20 protein-coding genes are annotated in these 26,143 nt (G+C 44.9%); 11 read left to right on the forward strand and 9 right to left on the reverse strand.

Going from position 1 to position 26,143, the window contains the following annotated elements; translation table 11 throughout:
- Positions 1–3: 3 nt before the first annotated feature.
- Genes K2Y18_04820 through tssA form a run of 3 tightly spaced genes read left to right on the forward strand, consistent with a single transcriptional unit; the run spans position 4 to position 6,680 of the window.
- Entirely contained in the window at positions 4–972 is a 969-nt protein-coding gene (locus tag K2Y18_04820; GenBank protein ID MBX9805061.1) for a DotU family type IV/VI secretion system protein, read from the forward strand.
- Positions 969–5,447 (forward strand): hypothetical protein, encoded by a 4,479-nt coding sequence (locus K2Y18_04825; GenBank protein ID MBX9805062.1) that lies wholly within the window; start codon positions 969–971, stop codon positions 5,445–5,447. The genes K2Y18_04820 and K2Y18_04825 overlap by 4 nt, the downstream gene beginning before the upstream one ends.
- Before the next feature lie 3 nt (positions 5,448–5,450).
- Complete coding sequence (gene tssA, locus K2Y18_04830; GenBank protein ID MBX9805063.1) at positions 5,451–6,680, forward strand: type VI secretion system protein TssA; 1,230 nt, start codon at positions 5,451–5,453, stop codon at positions 6,678–6,680.
- Between the two features lie 8 nt (positions 6,681–6,688).
- Here tssA and clpB read toward each other — a convergent pair whose 3' ends face one another.
- From clpB to K2Y18_04860, 6 genes are all read right to left on the reverse strand, one after another.
- Complete coding sequence (gene clpB / locus K2Y18_04835) at positions 6,689–9,265, reverse strand: ATP-dependent chaperone ClpB (protein ID MBX9805064.1); 2,577 nt, start codon at positions 9,263–9,265, stop codon at positions 6,689–6,691.
- A gap of 266 nt (positions 9,266–9,531) precedes the next feature.
- Positions 9,532–9,900: a DUF4167 domain-containing protein gene (locus K2Y18_04840; protein ID MBX9805065.1), complete on the reverse strand. Its 369-nt coding sequence runs from the start codon at positions 9,898–9,900 to the stop codon at positions 9,532–9,534.
- Positions 9,901–10,049: 149 nt separating this feature from the next.
- On the reverse strand, positions 10,050–10,904 hold the full coding sequence (gene prmC / locus K2Y18_04845) for a peptide chain release factor N(5)-glutamine methyltransferase (protein ID MBX9805066.1): 855 nt from the start codon (positions 10,902–10,904) through the stop codon (positions 10,050–10,052).
- Entirely contained in the window at positions 10,901–12,139 is a 1,239-nt protein-coding gene (locus K2Y18_04850) for an MFS transporter (GenBank protein ID MBX9805067.1), read from the reverse strand. The genes prmC and K2Y18_04850 overlap by 4 nt, the downstream gene beginning before the upstream one ends.
- Positions 12,140–12,280: 141 nt before the next feature.
- Positions 12,281–14,008, reverse strand: coding sequence for a hypothetical protein (locus K2Y18_04855; protein ID MBX9805068.1), 1,728 nt, complete (start codon positions 14,006–14,008; stop codon positions 12,281–12,283).
- A 151-nt stretch (positions 14,009–14,159) separates the two neighbouring features.
- The gene (locus K2Y18_04860) at positions 14,160–14,405 is read right to left on the reverse strand and encodes a hypothetical protein (protein MBX9805069.1); all 246 of its coding nucleotides are present in this window, start codon (positions 14,403–14,405) and stop codon (positions 14,160–14,162) included.
- Between the two features lie 228 nt (positions 14,406–14,633).
- On the opposite strand from K2Y18_04860, the gene lpxC reads away from it, so the two are divergent.
- Positions 14,634–15,560: a UDP-3-O-acyl-N-acetylglucosamine deacetylase gene (lpxC, locus tag K2Y18_04865; GenBank protein MBX9805070.1), complete on the forward strand. Its 927-nt coding sequence runs from the start codon at positions 14,634–14,636 to the stop codon at positions 15,558–15,560.
- Here lpxC and K2Y18_04870 read toward each other — a convergent pair.
- A complete protein-coding gene (locus K2Y18_04870) occupies positions 15,557–15,817 on the reverse strand; it encodes a hypothetical protein (protein ID MBX9805071.1) in 261 nt (86 codons plus the stop codon). The two genes, lpxC and K2Y18_04870, sit on opposite strands and share 4 nt — an antisense overlap.
- A gap of 183 nt (positions 15,818–16,000) precedes the next feature.
- On the opposite strand from K2Y18_04870, the gene K2Y18_04875 reads away from it, so the two are divergent.
- On the forward strand, positions 16,001–18,106 hold the full coding sequence (locus K2Y18_04875) for a copper-translocating P-type ATPase (GenBank protein ID MBX9805072.1): 2,106 nt from the start codon (positions 16,001–16,003) through the stop codon (positions 18,104–18,106).
- 347 nt (positions 18,107–18,453) lie between these two features.
- On the opposite strand, the gene K2Y18_04880 is transcribed toward K2Y18_04875, so the two are convergent.
- A complete protein-coding gene (locus tag K2Y18_04880; GenBank protein ID MBX9805073.1) occupies positions 18,454–18,720 on the reverse strand; it encodes a GNAT family N-acetyltransferase in 267 nt (88 codons plus the stop codon).
- A gap of 237 nt (positions 18,721–18,957) precedes the next feature.
- Between K2Y18_04880 and K2Y18_04885 the strand changes: the two genes are divergently transcribed.
- From K2Y18_04885 to K2Y18_04895, 3 genes are read left to right on the forward strand one after another with little or no spacing between them, the layout of a single operon-like run.
- The gene (locus K2Y18_04885) at positions 18,958–19,962 is read left to right on the forward strand and encodes a methionine ABC transporter ATP-binding protein (protein MBX9805074.1); all 1,005 of its coding nucleotides are present in this window, start codon (positions 18,958–18,960) and stop codon (positions 19,960–19,962) included.
- The gene (locus tag K2Y18_04890) at positions 19,959–20,597 is read left to right on the forward strand and encodes an ABC transporter permease (protein MBX9805075.1); all 639 of its coding nucleotides are present in this window, start codon (positions 19,959–19,961) and stop codon (positions 20,595–20,597) included. The genes K2Y18_04885 and K2Y18_04890 overlap by 4 nt, the downstream gene beginning before the upstream one ends.
- A gap of 13 nt (positions 20,598–20,610) precedes the next feature.
- Complete coding sequence (locus K2Y18_04895; GenBank protein ID MBX9805076.1) at positions 20,611–21,372, forward strand: MetQ/NlpA family ABC transporter substrate-binding protein; 762 nt, start codon at positions 20,611–20,613, stop codon at positions 21,370–21,372.
- Between the two features lie 19 nt (positions 21,373–21,391).
- Here the strand turns inward: K2Y18_04895 and K2Y18_04900 are convergent, their stop codons facing one another.
- The gene (locus K2Y18_04900) at positions 21,392–22,411 is read right to left on the reverse strand and encodes a DUF917 domain-containing protein (protein ID MBX9805077.1); all 1,020 of its coding nucleotides are present in this window, start codon (positions 22,409–22,411) and stop codon (positions 21,392–21,394) included.
- A gap of 508 nt (positions 22,412–22,919) precedes the next feature.
- Here K2Y18_04900 and K2Y18_04905 point away from each other — a divergent pair.
- From K2Y18_04905 to ruvX, 3 genes are read left to right on the forward strand one after another with little or no spacing between them, the layout of a single operon-like run.
- Positions 22,920–24,311 carry a trypsin-like peptidase domain-containing protein gene (locus K2Y18_04905; protein MBX9805078.1) on the forward strand — a complete coding sequence of 464 codons (1,392 nt, stop codon included), beginning with the start codon at positions 22,920–22,922 and terminating at the stop codon, positions 24,309–24,311.
- Positions 24,308–25,600, forward strand: a complete 1,293-nt coding sequence (locus K2Y18_04910; GenBank protein MBX9805079.1) for a replication-associated recombination protein A — start codon at positions 24,308–24,310, stop codon at positions 25,598–25,600. Before K2Y18_04905 ends, K2Y18_04910 begins: the two co-directional genes overlap by 4 nt.
- Positions 25,601–25,609: 9 nt before the next feature.
- A complete protein-coding gene (gene ruvX, locus K2Y18_04915) occupies positions 25,610–26,104 on the forward strand; it encodes a Holliday junction resolvase RuvX (GenBank protein ID MBX9805080.1) in 495 nt (164 codons plus the stop codon).
- Positions 26,105–26,143: the final 39 nt, after the last annotated feature.

Raw genomic sequence — 26,143 nt, forward strand, 5'->3', positions numbered from 1 at the left:
ACTATGAGTCGGGTAAAAATAGCCTCCCAATCTTTTCTGGTCCATAACTTTCACGAGTTTTTCAATCTGCTCTTGAGGCAGAAGGAATTAGCTTTGCGCGCCAACGAAGGCAATGACCCCTTTAAACTTTCTCAGATTCCGCAACAGCTTGAAGAAACCCCTCCAGATACGAAGGAACCCGTTGACCCGATAAAGCTCGCTGAAGAAATGCTAACAAAGCAGCTCCTCAATCCTGAAGAACCCTTGCCCGAAGAACCTGCTCCTGAAAAGGCTAAACCGGTAGAACCTTCAATTCTTCAAAAAAAACAACAAGAAGAGTCCGATAATTTATTGGTGAATACCATACAGCGACGCTTGAGTTTGATTTTGGAAGACCAAGCCATCCAGTCAACCATTCAAGCGGGAGAATTTGCAGCCAGTTCCTACCAAGATTCCCTTTACGCGATGGTTGCCTTTGCTGACGAGATTTTCTTGAATATTCCCTGGGCAGGACAAAAACATTGGGAAAATAACCTGCTCGAAAGCCGCTTTTTTCAAACGCAAATAGCAGGGGAACTTATTTTTGAGAAAATAGAAGAACTTGTCTCCAATAATGACCCGATGCGCGCAGATTTGGCCATTGTCTATCTGTTGATCTTAGGTCTTGGCTTTAAGGGCCGATATCGAGGTGAGGAAGCCAATGTTGAACAATTGTCCTTATATCGTCACCAGCTCTACAGAATGGTTAATCGACATCCATCAACCCTGTATGATCCGGGACGCGCCCACTTAATGGAGGATTGTTATGAACACGTCTTGGATTCGACGATTAGTCGAGGTTTGCCAGAAATTCGGATGTGGTTTCTGACCTTCTTAGGCATTCTAGGCGTTTATCTCTTTGCTTCTACTGTCTTATGGTACAAACTTGTCAGGGATATGGATTCATCCATCGGTAATATCCTTAATCAAGCTCAACAAATGGGGCTTTCATGACGTCGTTTTTTCACTCCCTTTCTCATCTGGGAAGTCGAATTCCTGAAATCATCCTCATCTTGACCATTCTTGCCGTTGTGCTGATCCTGGTCCTTGGGTTTATAACGACTTATTCCATTAAACAAGCAGAGAAAAAGGGTCCGGCAAAGCCGAAAGAGACGACCCCTAAGGAAAAAATAACCCCTGAATATAGAATGCCCCCCCTGGGTGGACTTCTGGCGCAATTTTTGACCTTACGCGGAACATTTCGCGTCGGGGACATTAGTTTGTCATTCTTACGCGTCCTTGCTTTTTTGCGTAGTCGCCTTGATCGACTCACCTATAAATATCAGCTTCCTTGGTATTTAATGGTCGGAGCGAGCGCGTCCGGCAAGTCAACCTTACTAGAATGTTCTGGTATGAGCCTGCCTGTCGGTATGCCAGATTTTGGTCTCAAGAATCCTCACACAGCTTGCCGTTGGTGGTTTTACAACCGAGCCGTCGTTTTAGATATTCACGGATCTTTGGTGATAGAAGAACACAAAGCAGCAGCAGATGAACATGGTTGGCGAACCATTTTGAACTTGCTCGGAAGATATCGTGCCAAACGTCCTCTCGATGGTATTATCCTCACCATATCTGCATCAGAATTGTATGGGAAGGAACGCTTAAGCCCCGAAAATATCAATGCACGTGCCAAGTTTCTTTCACAAAAACTCACAGCTGCCCAACATCTCCTCGGTCTTCGTTTGCCTGTTTATGTGATCATCACAAAATGTGATATATTGCCCGGATTCCAGAGCTTTTGTCATGAGCTTCCCGTCGCCCAACACACCAACATGCTTGGCTGGTCTGTCCCGTATGCTCTTCACTCCGCTTATACACCCCAATGGGTGGATGAAGCCTTTCAAACCATTTCTGATGATCTATCAAACGTTCAATTGGAAATGTTTGCCAACGGTGTTGCTGCAGAAAACGGAGACGGTATCCTCATCCTTACAAATGAGTTCACATCCCTTAAAGATGGTTTAAAACTTTACTTAGATCATATTTTCAAAGGAAGCGCTTACGAAGAATCCTTGATGTTGAGAGGGATTTATTTTACCGGCGACAGCGGTTTTGTGCCCTCAGGGATTTTGATGACCGAAGACTTAGAAAATAAAGAAGAGGACACTGAATTAAGGAATGAATTATCCCTCTCTACCCAACCTCGTTCTATCGCGGATGATTTCCCACAACTTTGGGATGAACACAATGATACCCCCAACCGCCTAACTCGACTCAGTCGTCTCACGAGTGGGCAAGTATATACAACTGAGGAGTCTCAATATTCTGACTCTCCTACGCATCATATTTTTTTCGGGAAAGATATTTTTGAAGATAAAATATTCTTCGAATCTGGCCTTGCTTATCCTATCTATAGTCGTCTTGTCTCTGCAAATCGCAACATAAATTTCGCCAAAGCTGGAATGGTTGCTTTTGTCGGTATCGGAACATTTGGTATGATAAATGCCTATGAAAATTTTATGAAGAACCGGGACTACCTGATGCCTGTCTTAGGAAAAGTCAATTCCCTCTTGCAACAACTTCCAACTGCCCAAGCTGGAGAAACCAAAGCCCCAGAGGCGATGTTTACGAATCAAGCAAAAAGCTTGCTCGAAATGATGAATCACATCCAACGCGCAAGTTTCTTTTCTTTCTTCATTCCATCATCTTGGTTCAGCCCTCTTCAAGATCAACTGAATAGCTCCTTAAAGATATCCTATGAGCAAATTATCTTACGGACCATTTATATGGATCTTCTCTTGCGTGCCCGGGACATCTTGAACATACGTCCCGGTGATACTGCCCTTGGATCCCAACCTAAGACGACAGCGATCGGCACGCTCCTCAATCCCTTAACCACGTCCGAATACCAGCAGTTTAAGAACTATGTGGACGAAATCGGCATGTTGGTTCAAAACATTGATAAATACAATCGCTTGCGCGAGACACCGGAACCGAGTGTATTGACTGAATTAATTGAATACACTTTTAATATACAACTGCCGCCAGAGTTTTCTGCCTCCTATGAGAAATTCCGAAAGGTTCTTCAAGAAGCGCCCTATCCACCCATTGATTTAAAATCATACTACCCTATTGCTCAAAATACGCTTCAAGCATTGTATATGAATTTTTTAAGTGTCTTATTCTCACCGGGAGATCCCATGTCCCTCATCGGTCAGTTGCGCTATTTGACGTCAACAATTGCAAAAGCTCAAACAAATGCACCCCTTAACCTTGATTTGATTCGTGGATTTATCACGGGCCTTGGTCAAAGCCTTCCAAACCTTGGAGAAGTCGGACACAACTGGATTGATGGGGAATACTTTAATCCCGGCCCAGAATTTTCTGAGATAATGGGAAAAATCGACAGTCTTCCCCCATTTGGTTCAGCTATTGTTGAGCAACTTGCCCAACAAACAAGTACTGTCTACAAAGCCTTCCACGAAGAACTTTTGCAAATGAATACCCTTTTGATCAATGCGGCGGCCCCGGGGGCAAAACCATCTCTTCCGTCAGAAGGTATCTTTAACTTAGAGAAAAACCTTCATAAGCTGTTTGCCGAACCCTTTATGGCAAAAACGAGTGGACAAATGTTTACAACACAAGTTCCCGAAAACAAACTTGCATTGTGGAACCACAATCTCATTGAAGACACCATTAATTTGATAAAGCGATACGAAGCTTTTGTGGAAAAGGATCTGAATTCTTTTCCCATCCACTTAAGGGAAACCTTTAAGCAAATTGCGTTGCAGAATCTTCAACAGAATGTCATTAGTGACATCGCAAGATCTCAAAGCTTTATTGATATACCAACGGGCATGCAAGTTGGAGACACTAATGAGGAGGTCTTGCGCACAGCTATCGGTGACATCAGCAAAAGCACTCCTGCATTTATCAAGCTATTGGAAACTTTGAACAAAATGCAAAACGGCACGGTCTTTGTTGAGATGCAAAACCTATTGGGGGTTTTGGCAACACGACTTCTTGAAAAGGTTGATGCTCTCTTAATTGCATATCATCCTTACACCGTTCGTGATAATAGTTTTGATTGGTGGGATGGAAAATCATCGGTATTTTTGGATGGATTTGGTGTCAAAGACCCAGATGAACTGAAATCATACCTTGACCATCAGCGCCAACAAATTTCTCACCTCGCAATTGATTATGCTCAACCCCTGATCAAGCTTCTCGGTTCGGATATGATGAAGGCTTTTGCTGGCAAGAGAGCCCTCATCAATCGCTGGACACGAATTATTAATGACCTTTCCGATTTTGATAAGAAGAAGCCGGATAATGCGGTATCCACTCTTGAAAACCTTATTGAAAAGGATGCTAACAATCTTTCCATGAGCAATTGCTTTGAAAAGTTTACCCTTGTCAGTGCTAAAAAAACATCCGGTGACTTCTTCAAAGATCGGCGTCTCCAACTTCAACGTGCCCTTATGTCACGATGCGAAATTGCCAAACGTCAGGACTCGATCAAGAATTATGAAAAGTTAGTTCAAGTGTTTAATGATTCCTTGAAAGACAAGTTTCCCTTTGTGGGAGAAGGTGGCACAACGACTGATCAAGCAGAGGCCGATCCAGAGGATATCAAGACCTTCTTTAAGCTATTTCACGATTATGGTAATACCCCAAAACATGTGTTAGACCAAATCTATCAATTAGGTGCATCCGCGAAAGAGCCTTACCAATTCTTAAAAGATATGGAAGGCGTTCGGGAGTTTCTTCAAGTATATCTAAACTCTAAGCTACCTGGAGATACCCCTTCTTTTGACTTTACCATCGACTTCCGGGTCAATAAGGAAAAGGAAGTCGGGGGGAATATGATTATTGAATGGTCAATTGCCCCAAGTGAAAACTCTACCATCACCAATAATGATAAAAAGAAAACGGGTCGATGGACGTATGGGAGTCCCGTCACCGTAACACTCCGGTGGCCAGATTCAGCAGAAATGCAACCATTTCTCGATGAAGCACAACCCTATATGGCGGTTGATGAACAAACGGTCACATTCACCTACCCTGGTCAGTGGTCAATGTTACAGTTGCTGCGATCCCAGCAATCAAGCAGTAGTGATTTTGAGTCCATGAAAGATCAAAACCCCTATACCTTGCGCTTTGAAGTCCCCAATGGTCCTGAAGAAAAGACAGTTGTGTATAATCGTATCGTTCTAAATAAACCTGGAAAAGGCAAAAAACCAGGAGCTGTAGTCTCCGTTCCTACTTTTCCAACGGAGGCACCTTCCCTGGATCAGAATATTCTGGATATGTCAGAGAAGCCTGCTATCGTCCAAGGTTTGGTAGAACCAGACCCTGAAATTATTGAAGACATTGAGAAGAGAGAAAAGGAAGCAAAGAAGGAACCTAAAAAGAAGAAAGCTGAAGAAGAAGCCCCAGAGGAACCAGCCCCAGAGGAAAAACCTGCCAAACCCGAAAAGGGGGGTTAAGGGATGACAGCCTCTACGTCTTCACCCACTTTGAGGAAAGGATTCCTCAATCTTCCAGATGTCTTCAAGGATTTATCTCCTGAAAATCCTGTTGGACCCTACTTACGATATGACCCTGTATATGATGATATTCGCCTGGCTAGAATAGAAGACGATCCCCGTCTATCTATGGGGATATGGAAAACGGAGCTGAAACGCGCGGATTGGAATCTGGTTGAAAATTTATGTATTGAGACACTTACAACAAGATCTAAAGATCTTCAGCTTGGGGCATGGCTAACAGAAGCCTGGACAGCCCTTGATGGTGTCGAAGGGTATGTCCGCGGTATCCAGCTTTTAACCACCTTAACAGAGACGTTTTGGAAAGTTATTCATCCTCAACCTCAAGAAGATGATGATATGGAAAGTCGTCTGATGATATTTGAATGGATGGACACCGTTTTTTCAGACCGTCTTCTCCTCGTGCCCTTAACAAAATCAAAACTTGATCAAACAACTTTTGGCTTGGGATTTTATAAGTCGGCTCAACACAGCGATGCGACCCAAAAGCGTCTTTCTCCAAACAATGCCCCAAGCCAAGTTGATCCTTCAAAGACCATTGGGACACTTGAGGATTTCCAAAGGAGCATCGATCAAACATCGGATGCCTATCTCTCGACGCAACTCGCGAGTGTTTTAGAAGCAACTCAAGCATCACAAACCTATAAAACATCTCTTGCGGGTTTATTGGGGAATACCTCTCCGAGCTTTTCAAGAATTATCAGAACATTAAAGGAAATGGAACGCATTTTAACCAACAACCTTCAAACACGCGTACCCCCGACCCCAGAGCCAACTCCAGAACCGGAATTCCCTCGAGAAGAACCCATTGAGGAAATTGAGGAACCAGAGTTGATTGAAGAAGAAGTAGCTGAAGAAGAAGCAGCTGAAGAAGAAGTAGATGAGCCAGCGCCTGAAGAAGAGCCTGAAAATGAAGTCGTTATTCCTGAACAAATTGAAGAGGCACCCGCAAAATCCGTTCAGATTAAAACGCGAGAAGATGCTTACCGTCAACTCGAGCTCATTGCTACGTTTCTGGAAGAGCATGATCCTCAAAGCTTTGCTCCCCGGCTCTTGAGGCAAGTCATAGGATGGGAAAATGAAAATATTCTCGATATCTTGAAAGAAATTGCCAAGACACCCAAAGAATACGAAATCCTTATGAAATTCCTTGCTCGTTCGCCTAAAGAATAGACCTTATATCAACTCTTGATCACAAGGCCTTCACGGTCGGTTGAGACCGTAATGGTGCTCCCTTCCGAGATGCTTCCTTCAAGCAATTTTAAGGCCAGAGGATCTTGAAGGGTCCGTTGAATCACGCGCTTCAAGGGACGGGCGCCATAAAGGGGGTCAAAGCCAGCTTCAGCGAGCCATTCCAACGCTTTATCATCCAGAGTCAGGCCAATTTTTCGCTCCGCCAAACGATTCGTCAAGTTTTGGAGCTGGATTTTGACGATTTGTGCCATGTTTGAGCGGCTTAAACGATGGAAAATCAGCACCTCATCGAGGCGGTTTAAAAATTCTGGCCGAAAGTTTTGTTTTACCGCCATCATGACTTGATCTCGCATGTGTGGCGTTATATCCCCTTCAAGATGGTCCGCAAGCGCATCCGCCCCAAGGTTGGAGGTCAAGATAATCAAAGTATTTTTAAAATCAACGGTGCGGCCTTGCCCGTCGGTTAGGCGTCCGTCATCTAGGACTTGGAGGAGGATATTAAAGACATCCTTATGGGCCTTTTCCACTTCATCAAAAAGAATGACCTGGTAGGGGCGCCGACGCACCGCTTCGGTAAGCTCCCCTCCTTGTTCATAACCCACATAGCCGGGAGGCGCCCCAATCAGACGTGAGACTGCGTGCTTTTCCATATATTCTGACATATCAATACGAATCATATTCGTCTCGTCATCGAAAATGAACGCCGCAAGAGCCTTGGTTAACTCCGTTTTTCCAACGCCGGTGGGGCCTAAAAAGAGGAAAGATCCCATAGGGCGGTTCGGATCCTGCAAGCCCGCACGGGCGCGGCGTATGGCATTGGTGATGGCTTGAATGGCCTCATCTTGCCCAATGACGCGTTGGCGCAAGGCATTTTCCATGCCCAAGAGCTTTTCTTTTTCCCCGGTCAGCATCTTCTCAACAGGAATCCCTGTCCAACGCTCTACAATGGCGGCGATGTCCTGGTCAGTGACCTCTTCCTTTAAAGAGCGTTGCGTTTGTTTGGATTCAATCTCCAGAAGCTTGTGTTCAAGATCCGGAATCAGCCCATACATAATTTGGCCGGCTCGTGCAAGGTCACCCTTGCGTTGAACCATCTCCAACTCAGAGCGCAAGGAATCGAGTTGTTCTTTCAGTTTTTGGGCTTGGGAGAGGACTTCTTTTTCCGCACGCCACACCGTACTCAAACTCAAGGACTTTTCTTCGAGATCGGCCAGCTCCGTTTCTAATTTGACCAGACGTTCTTGTGACGCCTTATCACTTTCTCGCTTCAAGGCTTCCCGCTCAATTTTCAGCTGAATGATGCGCCGATCCAACTCATCAATCTCTTCCGGTTTTGAGTCCACTATCATGCGTAATCGACTGGCAGCCTCATCCATCAAGTCAATGGCTTTATCTGGCAAAAAACGGTCGCTGATATAGCGGTGGGACAAGGTGCATGCAGCCACAATGGCGCTATCAGAAATGCGAACGCCGTGGTGAAGTTCGTACTTTTCCTTCAGTCCGCGAAGGATCGAAATCGAATCTTCAACTGTGGGCTCTGCAACAAAGACGGGTTGAAAACGGCGGGCAAGAGCCGCATCTTTTTCAATATGTTGGCGGTATTCATCAAGGGTCGTGGCGCCAAGACAGTGGAGTTCGCCACGGGCAAGGGCCGGCTTCAACATGTTGCTGGCATCCATGGCTCCATCAGCCTTCCCTGCCCCGATGAGGGTGTGAAGCTCGTCAATAAAGAGAATAATATCCCCTTGAGCATGGGTAATTTCATTGAGGACAGCTTTCAGGCGTTCTTCAAATTCACCCCGATATTTAGCGCCGGCAATAAGAGCCCCCAAATCAAGGGACATGAGCTGCGTTTCCCGTAAGGTTTCAGGGACATCGCCGTTCACGATGCGTTGCGCCAGCCCCTCAACAATCGCGGTTTTCCCCACGCCTGGTTCACCTATAAGAACAGGATTATTTTTTGTGCGACGGGAAAGTACCTGAATGGTCCGTCGGATTTCCTCATCCCGCCCAATCACCGGATCAATCTTTCCCTCTCGCGCCGCTTGGGTGAGATCCCGCGCATACCGCTTCAAGGCATCATAAGAGTCTTCTGCACTGGCGCTATCCGCTTTGCGACCTTTTCTCAATGATTCTATGGCCTGGTTCAGAGTATCGGGGGTTACATTGGCTTTGGCAAACAGACCCTTTGTAGGCTCGACCATAGAAAGAGCCAAGAACAACATCTCTGCGGTTACGAATTTATCACTTGCTTTGTCTGCTGCCTTTTCGGCAGTTTCAAATACTTGAGCAACTTCAGGAGCGAGATACACCTGGCCTGACCCGCCACCGGAAACCTTTGTTTGCTTCGCCAAGGATTCTTCTATAAACGATAACAGCCTTTTAGCAGCATCTTTTCCAGGGGCACTCAATTCACACAACTGACCGCACAACCCTTGGTCATCATCGAGGAGGACCTTGGCAAGATGTTCTGGCGTGATCCGTTGGTGGCCTTCTCTCAAAGCCAACATTTGGGCTGATTGAATCATGCCTTGGGCGCGCTGGGTATAGCGTTCTGTGTTCATGGGTAAGCCCTCCTATAAGCCGCATTAAATCCACCTGATGGGAAACATTCATTTAACGCTAAATTATAACAGAAATTTTACAAAAGAGGGAGGATATTATGAGGTGTTATTACAAATCCATGCATGGAATATAGCTTGATGTTGATACCCACTTTTGAAGAGCACAGAGGTAGAATAGTCATTAAAGCAGGGGTTTAAAGGAAGCTTCCCTCTTGTATCCCCAAAAAGTCACAGACTTCCTTAAAATACAAGAGGGAGTAGTCATATTATTGGTTTGCTTGAGCAATCGCCAATTCTTGTTCAATAGATAATTCAAAGTCATTTGCTGGAGGAATCATTTCTTCTGGAATAGAAGGTGTCTCAGAGCGCGGAAGCACGAGAATATTCTCTTTATATTCATTGTTGAGGCGCAAATAATGCTCAGCTTGTTGGAAATAACTTTCAGCAAGCACCCGATCACCAGTCAACATCGCTTCACGAGCGAGTGTTGTGTATTTTTCAACTGAATTCTGAACATTAGTACGAATATTTCCACGTAGATTATCCCCTTGAGAATAGTCTGATTGGTTGTTTTTCATAGAACCTGACTGTTTTGAACGAGTTGTTGGTGCTGGACGTGTACGAGCACGATTCATCATCATTTGTTTCATCGGGGGTCCCCATTAATTTAAAGCCATTTGGTAAATTTTTAGCCGAGGTGATGTCGTTTTTTGTTATCAACCTCAAACTATATTAATACTCTATCCTAATTTTTTTCATTTGGCAACACAATTTTGCATGTCTTTTATGCTAATAAGGCAGTCATTGAATCACAGGTGAAAATTAAACACCTTTCTATTTTATTAATGTCAGGGGAAGATGCGACACACTTTGTGAATGAAAACAATGCTTTAACGTCATTCGACTGCCCCTTCCCTATTTCTAGGACAATGGTTGTCCCCTGTTTAGCGAGCCTTGGAATTTGTTCTGAAAGTGCCCGATAACAGCTTAATCCATCCTCTCCCCCATCCAGGGCTAATTGCGGATCATACAAAGCGACTTCAGGAGGAAGGGGTTCAGATGACCCAATATACGGCGGATTACTTATAATGACATCAAAAGTGCCAACAATAGCCTCCCCCCAGCTTCCAACCATAAAAGCGGATCGTTCCTCTAAATTAAGACGTGAAGCGTTTTCTTGGGCAATCAAAATTGCCCGTTCACTGAGATCAACACCAACACCCGTTGAATGGGGATATTCATGGAGAAGACTTAAAAGTAGGCAACCTGTTCCGGTCCCAAGATCAAGAATTCGCAAAGGATGAGTCTTGTCTGGGACGCAAGCAACCACAGCTTCAATCAGGGTTTCACTGTCGGGTCGAGGGTCCAGCGTATCCCTGGTTACCCGAAAGGGAAGGCTCCAAAATTCACGATGTTCCTTAATTTTAGACAGAGGCTCCTTTTGAAGACGCCTTTCGATAAGCGCCTTAAAGCTATTCTCTTCCTCCTCGGATATGAGATGTTCTTGAGAAACGTAGACTTCTTCATAGGTTGTGTTGAGGGCATGGGCCAACAAGAGTCGGGCCTCTCGCATTGGATTTTTGGCAACGGCTTTAATCTCTTTAGCCGCTTCATTGATTCTAAACTGAAGCGTTTTCATTGTTTGAGGTCAGGTGATGATGTTCGAATGACAAAAACAAGGCATATGGAGGCAAGGACGGTGAAAACCGCTCCCCCATAGAAGCAACCTTGTATAGCGAATGCATCTGCAAGCCGTCCAGCGATAATATTCCCAATCAGAACGGACCCACCGATGCAGAAGTAATAGAGACCAAAAGCCGTACCGCGAAGGTCAGCCGGCGCTTCGTCTGCAATCATCGCTGACAACAACCCTTGAGTCATGCCCATATGAAGTCCTACGGTCATCACGCCCAGCAAGGCTCCCCACCACGTTGAGGCGGTTATTAAGATCAGATTTGCGATAAACAGGATACTCATGCCGATCAAGAGGAGTTTTTTCCGATTGACCTTGTCTGCGAGCTTCCCCATGGGGTACGCAACAACCGCATGCACCAGCTCATAGGCCACAAAAAGCAAGGGCAACATGGCAATTTCCCACCCAACCGACTTTGCTTGTAAGTTTAAGAAGGCTTCGCTAAAGCGCGCGAGCATTAAGATGCTTGTCACACCAAGCAGGAGCCAGAAGCGGTAAGAAAGAAATTTGATATCCCGAAAATTCCACCGCAAGGTTCTTTTGGGAATTTCATGGCGAATTTTAGGTTGCCGAATAAAAGCGAACAAAATAATCAGCGCGATAACGCCTGGAATGGATGCCAACATAAATACAGTCCGAAAACTGTTGCCTGACAAAACCATTAAGCCTGTCGCTAATAGGGAGCCGAATACAACGCCTAAAGGATAAAGAGTTTGACGAATACCGTAGCTTTTTCCGTGGGTTTGGTTGGTTGAAAGGTCGGCGATCAATGCATCCGTAGGGGAGGAGCGAATTCCCTTGACCAAGCGATCAATACATTTTGCAAAGAAAACAAGGTTATAGCTGGTGGCCGCCGCAAACATAAACTTTACCAAAACACCGAAAAGGCTTCCAATCGCAATCATGGGCTTTCGGGTCCTAAACACATCGCTTAAGACCCCAGAGATGATCTTTGAGGCAAACATCAACGCAACAGCCACCCCTTCCAAGACGCCGACTTTTGTATGAGACGCGTGAAGCACTTCCGTTAAAAAGGTTGGCAACAAGGAGGCCACCATGATTGTGCTTGTGCTCCAAAAGAAATGCATCCACCCAATCGCCCAGATGGCGCGGTCTCCGAATGGCAGCAGGCTTGCAGAAGCGTCTGAAGACCTTGCGTTATGTTGAGCCTTATGCGGCATCATCATTTCCTTAAAAGTGATTGGCTAAAGTAAGACATATATTTCAAGTATGTACCCTGTTTTGCTGGAAATTGCAATCAAATGAGTAGAAGGGGGTCTGAAAAACGTCATCTCTCAAAGTCAAATATCAAAGTATCTGGCTTAAGTCAGTTTCTTTTTCTTGTTGTAATCCGACACTTGTGAAATGAGTGTCAGCGAGGGTTGGGGGGATTGTTCGCGTATGGTTTTAAGGGCACATTTAATTTCATTACTCATAATTTTATGGTCCCAAATGGGATCGTTTTGAGTTTGAAGATATGACCTCAGCCAAAAGGCAAATGGGATGGATCCGGGGCCTCTGTGCGCAACCAGATTTTTGCAATTTAAGTCAAAATTGGCATTCAATTTCCAAGCAAGGCGCACCGGCAAAGATGATCTTAAATCATTTGAATAGTAGATGGCATTAGAATACATCGAATGGCTGGTCCATAGAAGAACGAGGGCTGCACTCACCGTGGTCGCAAGATAAGAGAAACGAAATCGGGGAGACGCTGGGGTTAACGGCTCCTCTTTCAGTTTGACAGTGATGGGTTTGGGAATATCCATGGTCATTACAGCTGAAATAAACAAGGGAAAGACAGAGAGCATCATAAACCAGCCGTGATGAAGAAGCATGACGATGAGGCAAGCTGTGAAAAGGAAACCTTTTTGTACTTCTTGTTCCGAGGTGCTTTTTTTGGGACTGAAATAGCTTTTTGTCATTAAAAAAGGCGAAAGAGGAATGAGAAAGCAGAAGATGGCGCCCAAAACCCCAAGAGAAGCAAAAGCATCTGACGTTTGATTTAGGCTCGATGCATCATATCGCCCAATCCCTTCCCATGCCGCTTCTTGAGCACTTGCCGCCTTAAGAGCAGGCAGCTGTCTTATAATCCCATCACTCATCTGCCCCCACCCCATGCCAGTAAAGAGATTTGTAACAGGTGCTTGGATAAAATCTTGCCAAAGAACTTTTACAGAAATAAAACGAGAACTTAAACTTGGCAAAACATCCCATGAAAAAGCGATATATTCAACGAGCAACAAACAAAATGGGGCAGCGAGAAGAACTGTCAGCAAGGATAGCCATTTCTGTTCTGGGTGTAAAATTTTTGATATAAGAATGTAAGCCAAGGGGCCTAGGATAAGAGCCCCAATCGCAATTTTATTTTGGGATAATAGAATGGCGATAATAGCAGCAAGTTTTAAGATAATGGACGCCCGTTTCTGGTGACTAAGACTCAAAAGAAATAACACAGCTCCAACCCAGCCTAAGTGCGCAGTGAAATGGTATAAGCTCCAATCTCCCGTCGTGTTGGCATAGGTTGGATGAGCAAACACCACAAGACCGATGTGCGCAAAACACGCAAGTTCGGTGCTAATTCGGATAGCTTGTATATGGCCTTTATGGGGATCATTTTGCCTCAACCATAAAAAAAGAAGAAGAATCATAGACAGAGAAAGCCAAAGCCATCCGCCAATCATTTGTTCTGGATGACCAAACCAGGAGAGTTGATAATCATAGGAAAATGGAAGTGTGATAATGGAAAGGAGAGCCAATCCCATAACCCCAAGCAATATTGGGTTATGTTGAAAGCTCTCAAACTTCAAAACCTTCTTCAAATTATTGAGAGGTGTAGAATACAAATTCAGGCAAATCAAGATTACCGCCGCCACGACACCGAGGGAGGCTATAGCCAAAGCCACACCTTCTGTATCTGTCCAGACACCTATTCGCAAAGGGGGGAGGGCAAAGATAAAGACCCATGGAAAAAGAAGGGTTAATCCCAAGCACCATCTCACAAGAGCGTTGTGAATCAATTCTTGGTTAAGAGCTCCTCGATCAAGTCTCAATCTGTTCACCCTCTAAAGATTGAATCCGAAGATAAATCATTCATCCTATGCTCATTTTGGAACTTGAAAACACAATATACAATTAAAAATCTCCATCATCGGTGAACTGCCGATGAAGGAGATTTGATGATCATTCGCTGTAAAACAGCTTTCAACTGAATAAGCCGATTTCAATTTTAACTTCTGTTTGGCAAGTGATATGGTTTTTATGCGTTCTAAGGCATTGTGTGTTATCCGCTGACGCATAGGCATGGATTCTCCCTTGACCAGCTCTTGACATTTTCATTTTATATGGCTTTTGCGCAGCTGTTGCGTCTTCACCACCAAATGCAAAGAATCCGACGATTAGTCCAAGGGCTGACAAAGTCGCTACTGTTTTAGATTTTGATACGGACATTTCAGTTAACTCCTAGATATGAATGTTAAAACTTTCTCAAGATTGGCCAACGGCCCAATCATTAACATAGCCTAGCATCTAAACCTTAATATTAGGTAAAGCCTAGGTTCTACAACCCTTTGCGTGGCGTAACACTTTGTAACATTCTAGTGTTTGCCCTTCACAAATAAGTGGGCCATCCTAAAGATAGGTTTAATTTATGGTTGAGAGTTTTATATCGTGGAACCGATGGGAATTGCTTCTAAAAGCCTCAAATCTACGGCGCCTCAAAGGCTGCCGATAGCTGTTCCATTAAACCACCCTACTTGGCAGCATACGATTGCAAATCCTATTTCATGCTCTGGCATCGGAGCGCATTCAGGGAAGCCAGCCACCCTCACCCTTCGCCCCGCCATTGCCAATTCCGGATATGTATTTATGCGCACCGATGTGCCTGAACATTCCCGCCGCATTCCTGCCCGTTGGGACACGGTATCCAACACAGCGATGTGCACCACAATAACCAATGCCCAAGGGATTTCCGTTTCAACGATTGAGCATGTGATCGCGGCTCTCGCAGGCTGCGGTATTCATAATGCCATTATCGAAGTCGACGGGCCTGAAGTTCCCATTATGGATGGCAGTTCCCGTGAGTTTGTGGAAATGATTGAAAAAGCTCATACTCGCCAACAACGCCAGACTGTGCGACGAATCAAAATTTTGAAGACGTTGGAAGTGAAAGTCGGCACGGCAACAGCTATCCTAAAACCAAGTGATGAAACCGAATTCACGATGCAATTTAACGCCAATGGGCGTCTTGCCAATCAATCTTGGACGTTGACCTATTATCCCGATCATGACGATTTTGGAGATCTTCTGTCTCAAGCACGGACTTTTGGCTTTTATGAAGATGCCGAGAAACTCTGGGCTCAAGGCTTGGCCAAAGGATCTTCCCTTGAAAATGCTGTTGTGATTAAAGACGGCGAAGTCATGAATGAAGAAGGTTTGCGGTATTCTGATGAGTTTGTGCGTCACAAAATGTTAGATGCAATCGGCGATTTTGCCTTAGCAGGTGCCCCCATCCTTGGACAATTCATTGGCCATAATTCGGGTCATGCGGTAAATAATCAGCTGTTGCGCGCTCTTTTTGCGGACGCTTCAGCCTGGTCTTATTAAGCATCAACTTTCTTAGAATAACTTTCCTTATACCACTTGAGAACACCAAATAAGCTGATGCCGAGCCAAATGATCTCTATGAACACGGCTGTTAAATTCCATGCATTGGCTAAGGAAAATAATATCAAAATGGCGCCAATTAAATTTAATAGAGAATAGATCAGACTATCCGCGGACATCTTTTTGGCTTGAAGAAGAAAATAGGCAATTAAGATCGCAATAGCCCCAGAAAACCCAACAAAATCATGAAACTCCATAATCATACTCATACTCCCTTTGTTGTTTCTGACGCGCTTCACCTTTTATAGCAGAAGACACCTCATATTAGCAAGGTTAAGGGATTATGGGATTTGTCATATCGTAAAGCGTATAGAATAAGTCGTGTAAATTTGCTAAGTAGTATACAATGCCTCGCTTAAGAAAGGTGCCTTGATAAAAAGATGGACAACCCGCTAGTCTATACCTGTCCCATGCATCCCGAAGTCCACCAAAATAGCCCTGGCGCATGCCCTATCTGTGGCATGGCTCTTGAGCCGGAAAGTATTTTGGCGAGCGATGACGATCTAGAATACCAAAACATGACGACGCGATTTTGGGTGGCTGCCTCTCTGTCCATTCCCTTGCTTCTTCTCACCATGGGAGGGCACGTTCTGCCCTTAAGCTGGATTCGCTTTTTGTCGCATACATCTTATGGTCAAGGACTCCAATTCCTCCTTGCGACCCCTGTCGTTTTGGGGTGTGGGTGGCCTTTCTTTCAACGCGCTTGGATATCCGTTCGAGATCGCTATTTAAATATGTTCACCCTCATTGGGATGGGGGTTGGGGTTTCCTACCTTTATAGTGTTGTGGTTTTGCTATTGAACTTTAGAGGTTCCACTTTTGATGTTTATTTTGAAGCGGCTTCCTTCATCACAACTCTTGTTCTCTTAGGCCAAGTATTTGAATTACAAGCACGCTCCCACACACGTCAAGTAATTCAACGGCTTCTCGGCTTGGCGCCACCAACGGGTCGCCTTGTGAAGGGGGGCCAAGAATATGATGTCCCGTTAGAAAGAGTCATGGCAGGGGATCTGTTACGTGTGCGCACTGGAGAGAAGATCCCGGTGGACGGAGTGATTTCTGAAGGGTCAAGCGTGATTGACCAATCCATGATGACCGGAGAGCCCGTCCCCGTTATCAAAGGCCCTGGTGATGTCCTGATGGGTGGCACCCTCAATGGGACGGGGTCCTTTATCATGCGCGCAACGGCTGTTGGACAGGATACGGTATTGTCTCGAATAGTAGAGATGGTCTCAAAGGCCCAACGCACGCGCGCCCCCATTCAACGGCTGGCGGATACTGTTTCTGCGTATTTTGTACCTCTGGTTATCTTCATTGCGCTCCTGACGGGCACAGGCTGGTACATCTTCGGGCCGGATCCAAAGATCGCTCATGCTCTCATGACCAGCATGGCCGTTGTCATCATCGCCTGCCCTTGCGCGCTCGGATTAGCAACACCGATGTCCATTATGGTCGGAACGGGATGTGGGGCACGGGTTGGTGTGTTGGTGAAAAATGCGGAAGCTTTGGAAACATTGGAAACCGTCGACACTCTTGTTATTGATAAAACAGGAACGTTAACCACGGGAAAACCTTACCTTATTGATCTTATTCCTTTAGGCCGAGATAAACGCAATGCCCTGCTGATCCTTGCCGCAAGTTTAGAGCAGGGAAGTGAGCATCCTTTGGCTGAAGCCATTATAAGGGCCGCTCAAGAGGAGAACTTGAACTTGTCAAAATGTTCAGATTTTCAGTCCCTCACAGGCAAAGGCGTGAGGGGAATTATTGATGACCATGAAGTTGCCTTAGGGAATATGGCGTTCATGCAAGATTTAGGTATTGAAATGACCTTTATCCACCCGGGCATTGAAAAGGCACGTGCAAAGGGACAAACGGTCATGCTGCTGGGGGTCGACCGCAAGATGGTGGGCATCTTAATTTTAGCTGATGTTATCAAACCAACAACGGCTTATGTGATCCAAGTATTAAAGGAGCAAGGCATACAAGTTATTATGGTGACTGGCGATAATACGATAACGGCCCATGCCATCGCTAGGGAAGTAGGCATTGATCATATCGAGGCGGAAGTGCTCCCTCAGAATAAACATCATATTATTGAGGAGCTTCAAAGGCAGGGTCACAAAGTAGCAATGGTCGGGGATGGCATCAATGACGCTCCAGCTCTGGCGCAAGCTGATGTTGGTATTGCTATGGGTACGGGAACAGACGTGGCCATTGAGAGTGCCGGCATTACGCTCATGTCAGGGGACTTGATGGGAATTTTGCGCGCGCGACACCTCAGTCAAGCGACCATGAGGAATATTCGTCAAAACCTCTTCCTTGCCTTTTTCTACAATACTCTCTCAATCCCCCTCGCCGCAGGCCTTTTGTATCCCCTGTTTGGATGGCTTCTCACCCCTATTGTTGCAAGTATGGCAATGACCTTGAGCTCTGTGTCCGTGATCCTCAACGCGCTTCGCCTGTCTTATAAAAAAGAGAGTGTCTGAGAGAATTAGTTTCCTGTTGCGGAACCATTGCGTGAGCTTCATGCCACACCAAACTAATCAGGACAACATAGAGGACGAGCGTTCCAAGATATAATTTACCGTATTGCATCTTCATCTCCTTTAAATTTCCAAGTTAGTTGAACAATTGTTCAACCAATATCCATTTATACATTCACGGGGAAATCTGTCAACACTTTTCTTGAACGAATGTTCAATTTATTCCAAAGCTAGGACAACTAACCCTCAATAGGTTATAATTAGGAGAACTCTTCATGAAATTAGATCCACAAAAATAGCTATGGCCGTCATTGCGAGGAGCGTAGGCTTAATGACGACAGAGAGTTGTTTTAAGATATTATTCTTTTCAGTAATCTTATTAATTTACAAAAATTATCATAGGACGTGAAAGAAGATGTAACTTCGTAACCCAACTTTTCATAGAAGCACCTGGCTTCCCAGTCCATGGTGGTTCGGGGAAACATGGTGCTCCTTTGTTCCACCCGAAAATCTTCGGCGGCCTTGATTAATCTTTGGCCCCAACCTTGTCCCCGATATGCTTCTACAATATAGAGTTGATCAACATAAAGAAGCCCATAATAGCAAAAGCCATTCACACCCCCAACGGTCTTGGCCTCAAATTATTCATCAACCTCGACCTTATCTCAAAGTCATCTCGTTCCATCAATTATCCTTGAAGCACCCCAGAAAATCGCCTATACATAAGGAAAGCCTGTAATGTCCTTTTATTCAGAAAATAGTAATTCTTAAGAAAAATTTGGAGTTTAATAATCACCAATTTTGCCGTTAAAGTCGCCGGTATTCGGACAACCTATCAATCAGGCCAAGGATCCTTGGATGTTCTGAAGGATGTGTCTTTTTCTGTAGCGCTGGGTCAGATTTTTGGCATCATCGGACGCAGTGGGGCTGGAAAAAGTACGCTCTTACGCTGCTTAAATGGATTAGAAAAACCCACCGCGGGGGAAATTTTTATTCATAAACAATCCCTGGTGCATTCAACGAAACTTCAAAGACGAGAAATTTTACACAAAATGGGCACCGTCTTTCAAAGTTTCAATCTCCTCAGCCGCCGCACCGTTCTTCAAAACATAGCTCTGCCCTTAGAGTTCATGGGTGTTTCTGCTGATAAAATTACCGTAAAGACGCGTCAAATTGCAGACCTTGTTGGGTTAAGTGACAAACACAATGCCTACCCCAGCCAGCTCAGCGGTGGCCAACGCCAACGGGTCGCAATCGCCAGGGCTCTTGTGTCTGATGTGACTTTGCTTTTGTGTGATGAGTTTACGAGTTCTCTTGATCCAGAAACTTCCTTAGAAATTCTGATGCTATTGCGCGATTTGAATCAACGTCTTGGCATAACAATTGTTCTTGTTACCCATGATATGTCCGTCATTCGTGAAATTTGCGACCAAGTCTGCGTTCTCGATCAGGGTAAAGTTGTTGAGATGGGGTCTGTCGAATCGATCCTCTTAAAACCAAAACACGAAGTCACACAATCATTGGTTAGCCACTTGTTTACCAAAGATTTGCCCCGTGCGATTCATGATTCATTACATGCAGCACCTCAAAAGGGAGACCATGTCGTATTGCGTCTCTTGTTTTCAGACTCAACAGCGTCTCAACCTGCGATTGCTTCCATTGTTCAAATGTATAACGTTCCGATCAATATCATTGCTGGCAACTTAGGACACATACGAGAAGTCACCTTTGGATCGTTGGTTATTACAATGCCAACCGATGACCTCTCCCAAAGAGAATCTTTATTAACCAAAGCCTTAAACTATTTTAGTACCCATAAAATAGCTGCAGAAATATTAGGATATATACCCGCGCCATGACATCCCTCCTTCTTCAATCCTTGTTAGAGACGATTCTCATGGTGGGTGCCTCCGCCCTTATATCGATCTTAGTGGGTATACCGCTTGCTGTATTGCTAACGATAACGAGCCCTGATGGTCTTTACCCTCATGGGTTGATAAATCATGTACTTGGCGGGTGCATTAACGCCATGCGGTCTATCCCCTATATTATTTTGGTCGTTCTTATGATGCCCATAACACGCCTTATGGTTGGCTCGTCTATTGGAACGCTTGCCGCCATCATTCCCTTAAGCTTGGCAGGAGCCTTGCTTGTCACCCGAATGGTCGAAGATTCGTTGCGCAATATTAAACACGAATTGATCGAGGTTGGTTTAGCCATGGGCGCCACCAAACGACAAATCATCACCAAGATCCTTCTTTATGAAGCCATGCCCTCAATGACTGCTGGCATCACGACGGTTCTGATTAATTTGATTGGTTTCTCCGCTATGGCTGGTGCCGTGGGCGGCGGCGGGTTAGGAGATTTGGCTATTCGGTATGGTTATCAACGTTATGACTTCACATTAATGATGATTATAGTTGTAATTTTGATTATTCTTGTTCAAGGAATTCAAATGATGGGAGACTTTATCTCTCGACGGCTTGCTAAATAAAGGATTTATAAAGATGAAACAAACTTTTTCTGTACTTTTTGCCACGCTCTTCTTTTCACTCTCTGCCCCCGCCTTAAAGGTCGGCGTCACTGCGGGACCACATGCGGATATTATCCATAAGTTAAGTGAGCTTGCAAAGAAACAGTCCTTGAACGTTGAAATCATTGAATTTAATGATTTTATTCTTCCCAACGAAGCTTTGAGTGCCGGTGATATTGACCTCAACAGCTTTCAACATGAACAATACCTGAATGGCCAAATCGACACGCGGGGCTATAAGTTTAAGGCAATTGGGAAAACGGTTATTATGCCTTTGGGGTTATACTCATCCAAACTAAAATCCTTAAATGAGCTGTCGAAGGGGGCCAAAATCATTATCCCAAATGATCCCACAAATGGGGGCCGTGCCCTGAAATTGTTGGCAAAGAACGGTGTGATTGAAGTAAAAGACGTTGCCAATCCTTGCATTCTAGATATCACCTCAAACCCAAAGAACATCTCTTTCGTCGAAATCGAAGCCGCTCTCGTACCCCGCTCGCTTCCAGATGTGGATGCTGCTATCACCAACACCGATTGGATCCTTCAAGCTGGACTCAACCCCAAATCGGCCATCGTCCAAGAAGATAAGAATTCCCCTTATGTGAATGTTCTCGTTGTGCGTACCCAAGATGAAGGGAAAGAGGATATTCAAAAATTTGTGAAGCTCTACCATACACCCGAAATTCGCACATTTATTGAGGAAAAGTATAAAGGCGCCGTCATTCCGGGGTGGTAGAATGTATAACCCTTGGTTTTTAAAGAGTAGCTACGGTTGCACGGCTCAATGATAACCCTTTGTCTGTATACCACAAATCCGGCCCCTTACAGGTGATGCAAACCACTTCTTCGCCAACAGTGATATTATCACTTAAAATGGGTTTCAAATCGTGTTTACGCAAGATGCTAATGATATCTGGAGATTTTGCTAGAGCATTGTGTTGTGCGTCCGTTAGGAGGAGATTCTCATTCTTTACCTTCACATGAATGATATCCTTCTCTTTCGTCTGAAGCACAAGTTTGCCCATGAGAAAGCCCCCTTTCAATTCATAAGACCACTCTCGAATGGTTCCCTCACATCGAATCTGTCCATCAACCATTTGAATGAGATCATCAAGCCCTACCTGCATGCCAATTCTAATAGCTTGAGAAACCGTCCCAGGCAGGGCAACATTCTTTGCCTCCCGTCCAGTCAAAACAATAGGGATCAACAAGACAGTAGAGTTTGGATAAAACTCAACCTGAGCTCGACCCTCTGCCTCAAGATCTGTGTAAGAGGAGCTCATAAGCATACTCAATCTGCCATTTTCAAGGTCTCCTATATAGGCTGCCTTTGGGGACATATCGAACACGTTAGGACTAATCATAGATATTTCAGGAAATGCTCTGCCCATTAAATCACCATCTAATACAGGTAAGCCAAAATCACCCGCTACACAAAAAGGGGTTAGAGCATTGGCCCCACCAACTTCTACGGGCATTAAGGCTCTCAGAGGTTTGCCCAAATCCTTTATCACCATATCCAATACGGGGCGCATTTGAAGCATTGATGTCTGTCGCCTCTCCAAGGGAAGAACCGCTCCAAAGAGAATCATAGCAGCAACTAAATCTTCATCTTTTAAATCTGCCAATGTTAAGAGTGGGATTGGGCCCCACTTTGATAAAGCTCTTTGAACAGTAGGTCTCAAGTGTTCTTGATCCCCTCCCCCTCCAGAACCAAGGAAACTACTCCCCCAACACAACGCGTTTAAATTATTAGCGTTGATTTCCGTAAACATATTTTGCCCCTTACGCGAACTCATTATTCAATCATGTTGTCAAAAAAAACATCATGCAGATTTCTCATCATCTCCAGAGAATGCTTCTTGTCGAAATTACTTTATACATAGTTGGAAACACGCTTATAGAATGTGTAAATAAGCATAACAAACTCGCAACCAATATATAATTTTTGCACCACAAATGGGCTATTTAAGCAGATATACCGCCTAAAATTCTTGGTTCAAAATCATTCACGGATGACTCTAAATCTACGACACGTTGCCCCTCTTGGTGGTATAACTATATTCTTTGATAATGAGGAGGTTGTCAACAAGGCGTGGGGACTAAACTGGATAAAATTTCAAATTAATTCTTCATTAGTAATTTTAACTTTAAGCAAACAATCTAACTTTCTCCACAACAAATCTATGGCGGAAATCAAGCAATCAGCTTTGTGCAATAGTAAAGAATCTAACCCCTTTTTAACTATTTTATGGTAGAATTAAAAGTTGTATAGGAGGAATCATGCGTCAACAGTCTCTATTAGTGCTTTTCATCGTTTTATTTACGATAGGGTCGTCTTTTTCCGTGCCTTCAGCTAATTTTAATGTCAGTTATGCGCCGATCGTAAAAATGGCAGCACCGGCTGTTGTGAGCATCTCTACCTCCCAAAAAATGAACATTTCCAACTCACTCCTCGGCAATGACCCCTTTTTTAATTTTTTCTTTGGCGTTGACCCTTCTAACCCTCAACTCTCTCAAGCTCCAAATGTAACAAGATCCCTTGGTTCTGGTGTCATTGTTGATGCAAGTGGGATTGTTGTTACATGCTCCCATGTTGTTGATAATGCTGAAAAAATAAGCATCAAGCTGAGTGATAACCGGGAATTTGAGGGGCAGATCATCGCCAAAGATAAGGCAAACGACCTCGTCGCCATACGCTTAATCGGACTCAACAACCCATCGGCTCTGCCAGTTGTCGTACTCGAAACCAACAACGTTGAAGTTGGCGATCTTCTTTTAGCTATTGGGAATCCTTTTGGCGTCGGACAGACCGTAACCAATGGAATCGTATCCGCCATCGCTCGAAATGTTCGGGGACGGATGCTGATCCAAACAGATGCTCCCATCAACCCCGGAAATTCTGGAGGTGCTTTGATCAGTATGAATGGAAAATTGATTGGGATCCCCAATGCCATTTTATCAAAAACAGGCTCCAGCCACGGAATTGGCTTTGCCATTCCAGCAACTCTTATTCAAAACCTCCTCGACAGCATTAACAATGGGGGGGTAATTCGACGCCCCTGGGCTGGAATTGATGGCCAACGCTTAACGACTGACTTGGCCACTAGCCTTATGTTGCAAACACCGCAAGGCGTCCTGGTTACCTCCATTCATCCCTTGAGCCCTGCGAAACCCGCCGGTCTTGCTCAAGGTGATGTCATAACTGGTATAAATGGGCAAACCTTGTCAAATCCAGAGGAGTTTATATATCGAATACAATCTATTCCTTTTGGACAAAACATTGTTCTTGATGTTGTGCGTAATCAAAACCCATTTCAAGTTTCATTCCAACCCATTTCCCCTCCTGCGATTCCTAAACCTGATACGCGTCGAATTCCAAAAGAAATCCCTTTGTTGGGAGATCTTGAAGTTGCCAATCTCTCCCCTGCCCTCGTTTCCGAATACCAACTACCGATCGGGACACCCGAAAGAGGCATCATCATCACAGATACGGGAAGGAACATGATAGCCCTCCAGTTAAAACTGAACCAAGGTGATTGTATTGAACAAATCAATCAACGCCGAATTGAATCTGTACAAGACTTATTTGAAGCAATACCTAATTTGCAAAATCCAGGATCCATTATTTTTCGTCAAGGTAATCGTCGAATTGAGGTGAATACAAGACAATGACAGATTTATTTGCGCTCAAAACACCGGAATACATAACCCCCCTTGCAGAAAGCATGCGCCCATCAACTTTAAATGAGGTTGTGGGACAAGAACATCTAACGGGACCTGAGGGGACCCTCCATCATTTCTTAAAGACCCCCCGCTTGCCTTCTCTCATTTTCTGGGGCCCTCCGGGGACTGGTAAGACAACCCTGGCACGCCTCATTGCCCAAGAACGAGACCAACCCTTTATACAACTGTCCGCTGTGTTTGCTGGTGTGGCTGACTTGCGCAAGGTATTTGAAGGCGCTTCAAAGGCAGGAAGCACAATATTATTTATTGATGAAATCCATCGCTTCAATAAGTCTCAACAAGACGCTCTGTTAGGGCCGATGGAAAGTGGTGTGATCACTCTTATTGGCGCCACTACAGAAAATCCTTCATTTTCCCTTAATTCAGCCTTGTTATCCCGCGCCCGCGTTCTCGTGGTAAATCCTCTCGAGCCGCAAGCCCTTGAGGCTCTTATTCTTCGTTCTGAAGAACATATAGGACATCCCCTCCCTCTAACCGCAGAAGGGCGATCAAGTCTCGTGCATCTCGCTGATGGGGATGGACGCATGCTCCTCAATTTGATCGAAACAATTCAAGAGCAACCCCTTGATAACCCATTAGCCCCACATGATCTTGCCCAACTTCTTCAACAGCGAGCTGCCATATATGACCGATCCCAAGAATTTCACTATAATCTCATCAGTGCCTTTATTAAGTCTATGCGAGGATCAGATCCCGATGCAGCTCTTTATTGGATGGCCCGGATGATACATGGGGGAGAAGACCCTCTTTTTATTGCACGTCGGATGGTGCGATTTGCCTCAGAAGATGTGGGGTTAGCAGACCCCCAAGCTCTTATTCATGCTGTCGCTGCGCAACAGAGTTATGAGAAACTCGGCTCCCCTGAAGGAGAACTCTCCCTCGCTAACGCCGCAACTTACCTGGCAACGGCTCCAAAATCGAATGCGGTTTATATGGCATGGAAAGGGGCAGAAACTGCTGCCAAAAACTCAGGCTCTCTCATGCCCCCTAAACATATTTTGAATGCGCCTACAACACTCATGAAAGTTGAGGGATATGGGCAAGGGTATGAATATGACCACGACACCCCCCATGGTTTCTCTGGACAAAATTATTTTCCAGAAAAACTAGGACATCAGACTTATTACCATCCAGTTGAACGAGGTTTTGAGCGAGATATCCAAAAGCGCATTGAGTACTGGAATAAATTGCGAAACACCCTTACGATTAAAAAATAGGAGAAGATGATGCCCATTTATGACATAACAGACTTAGCTAGCTATCGCGAACGCGGCCGTCGGATTTTAGGGATAGACCTCGGTGAGAAAACCATTGGTGTCGCCATTTCCGACGCAACTTGGAGCATTGCCACTCCTGTTATGGTCATCCGACGGACCAACAAAAATGCAGATATTGCCTCTGTGTTGAGCCTTGCCAGTCAATACCACGCTGTCGGCATCGTCGTTGGATTGCCCGTCAATATGAATGGATCCCATGGCCCCCAAGCGGAGAAAATGCGTGAGTTTGCAAGGTCTTTATCTGAGCTTTCTGAAGTATTAGTAGCCTTGTGGGATGAGCGGCTCTCCACGGCTGCAGTCAATCGCACCCTAATTGATGCGGACATGTCCCGTAAACGTCGCGGAGAGGTGGTTGACAAGCTTGCTGCTACCTATATCCTTCAAGGTGCGCTCGATCGCTTGAAAACAGTTGAAAACTCGGGCCTTCCCTACTCGCGCTTCTAGCTTCTTTTATGTGAAAGAATCCCTAATCAGCAAAAGTTG

The organism is Alphaproteobacteria bacterium (assembly GCA_019746225.1).
GTDB lineage: Bacteria > Pseudomonadota > Alphaproteobacteria > Paracaedibacterales > VGCI01 > VGCI01.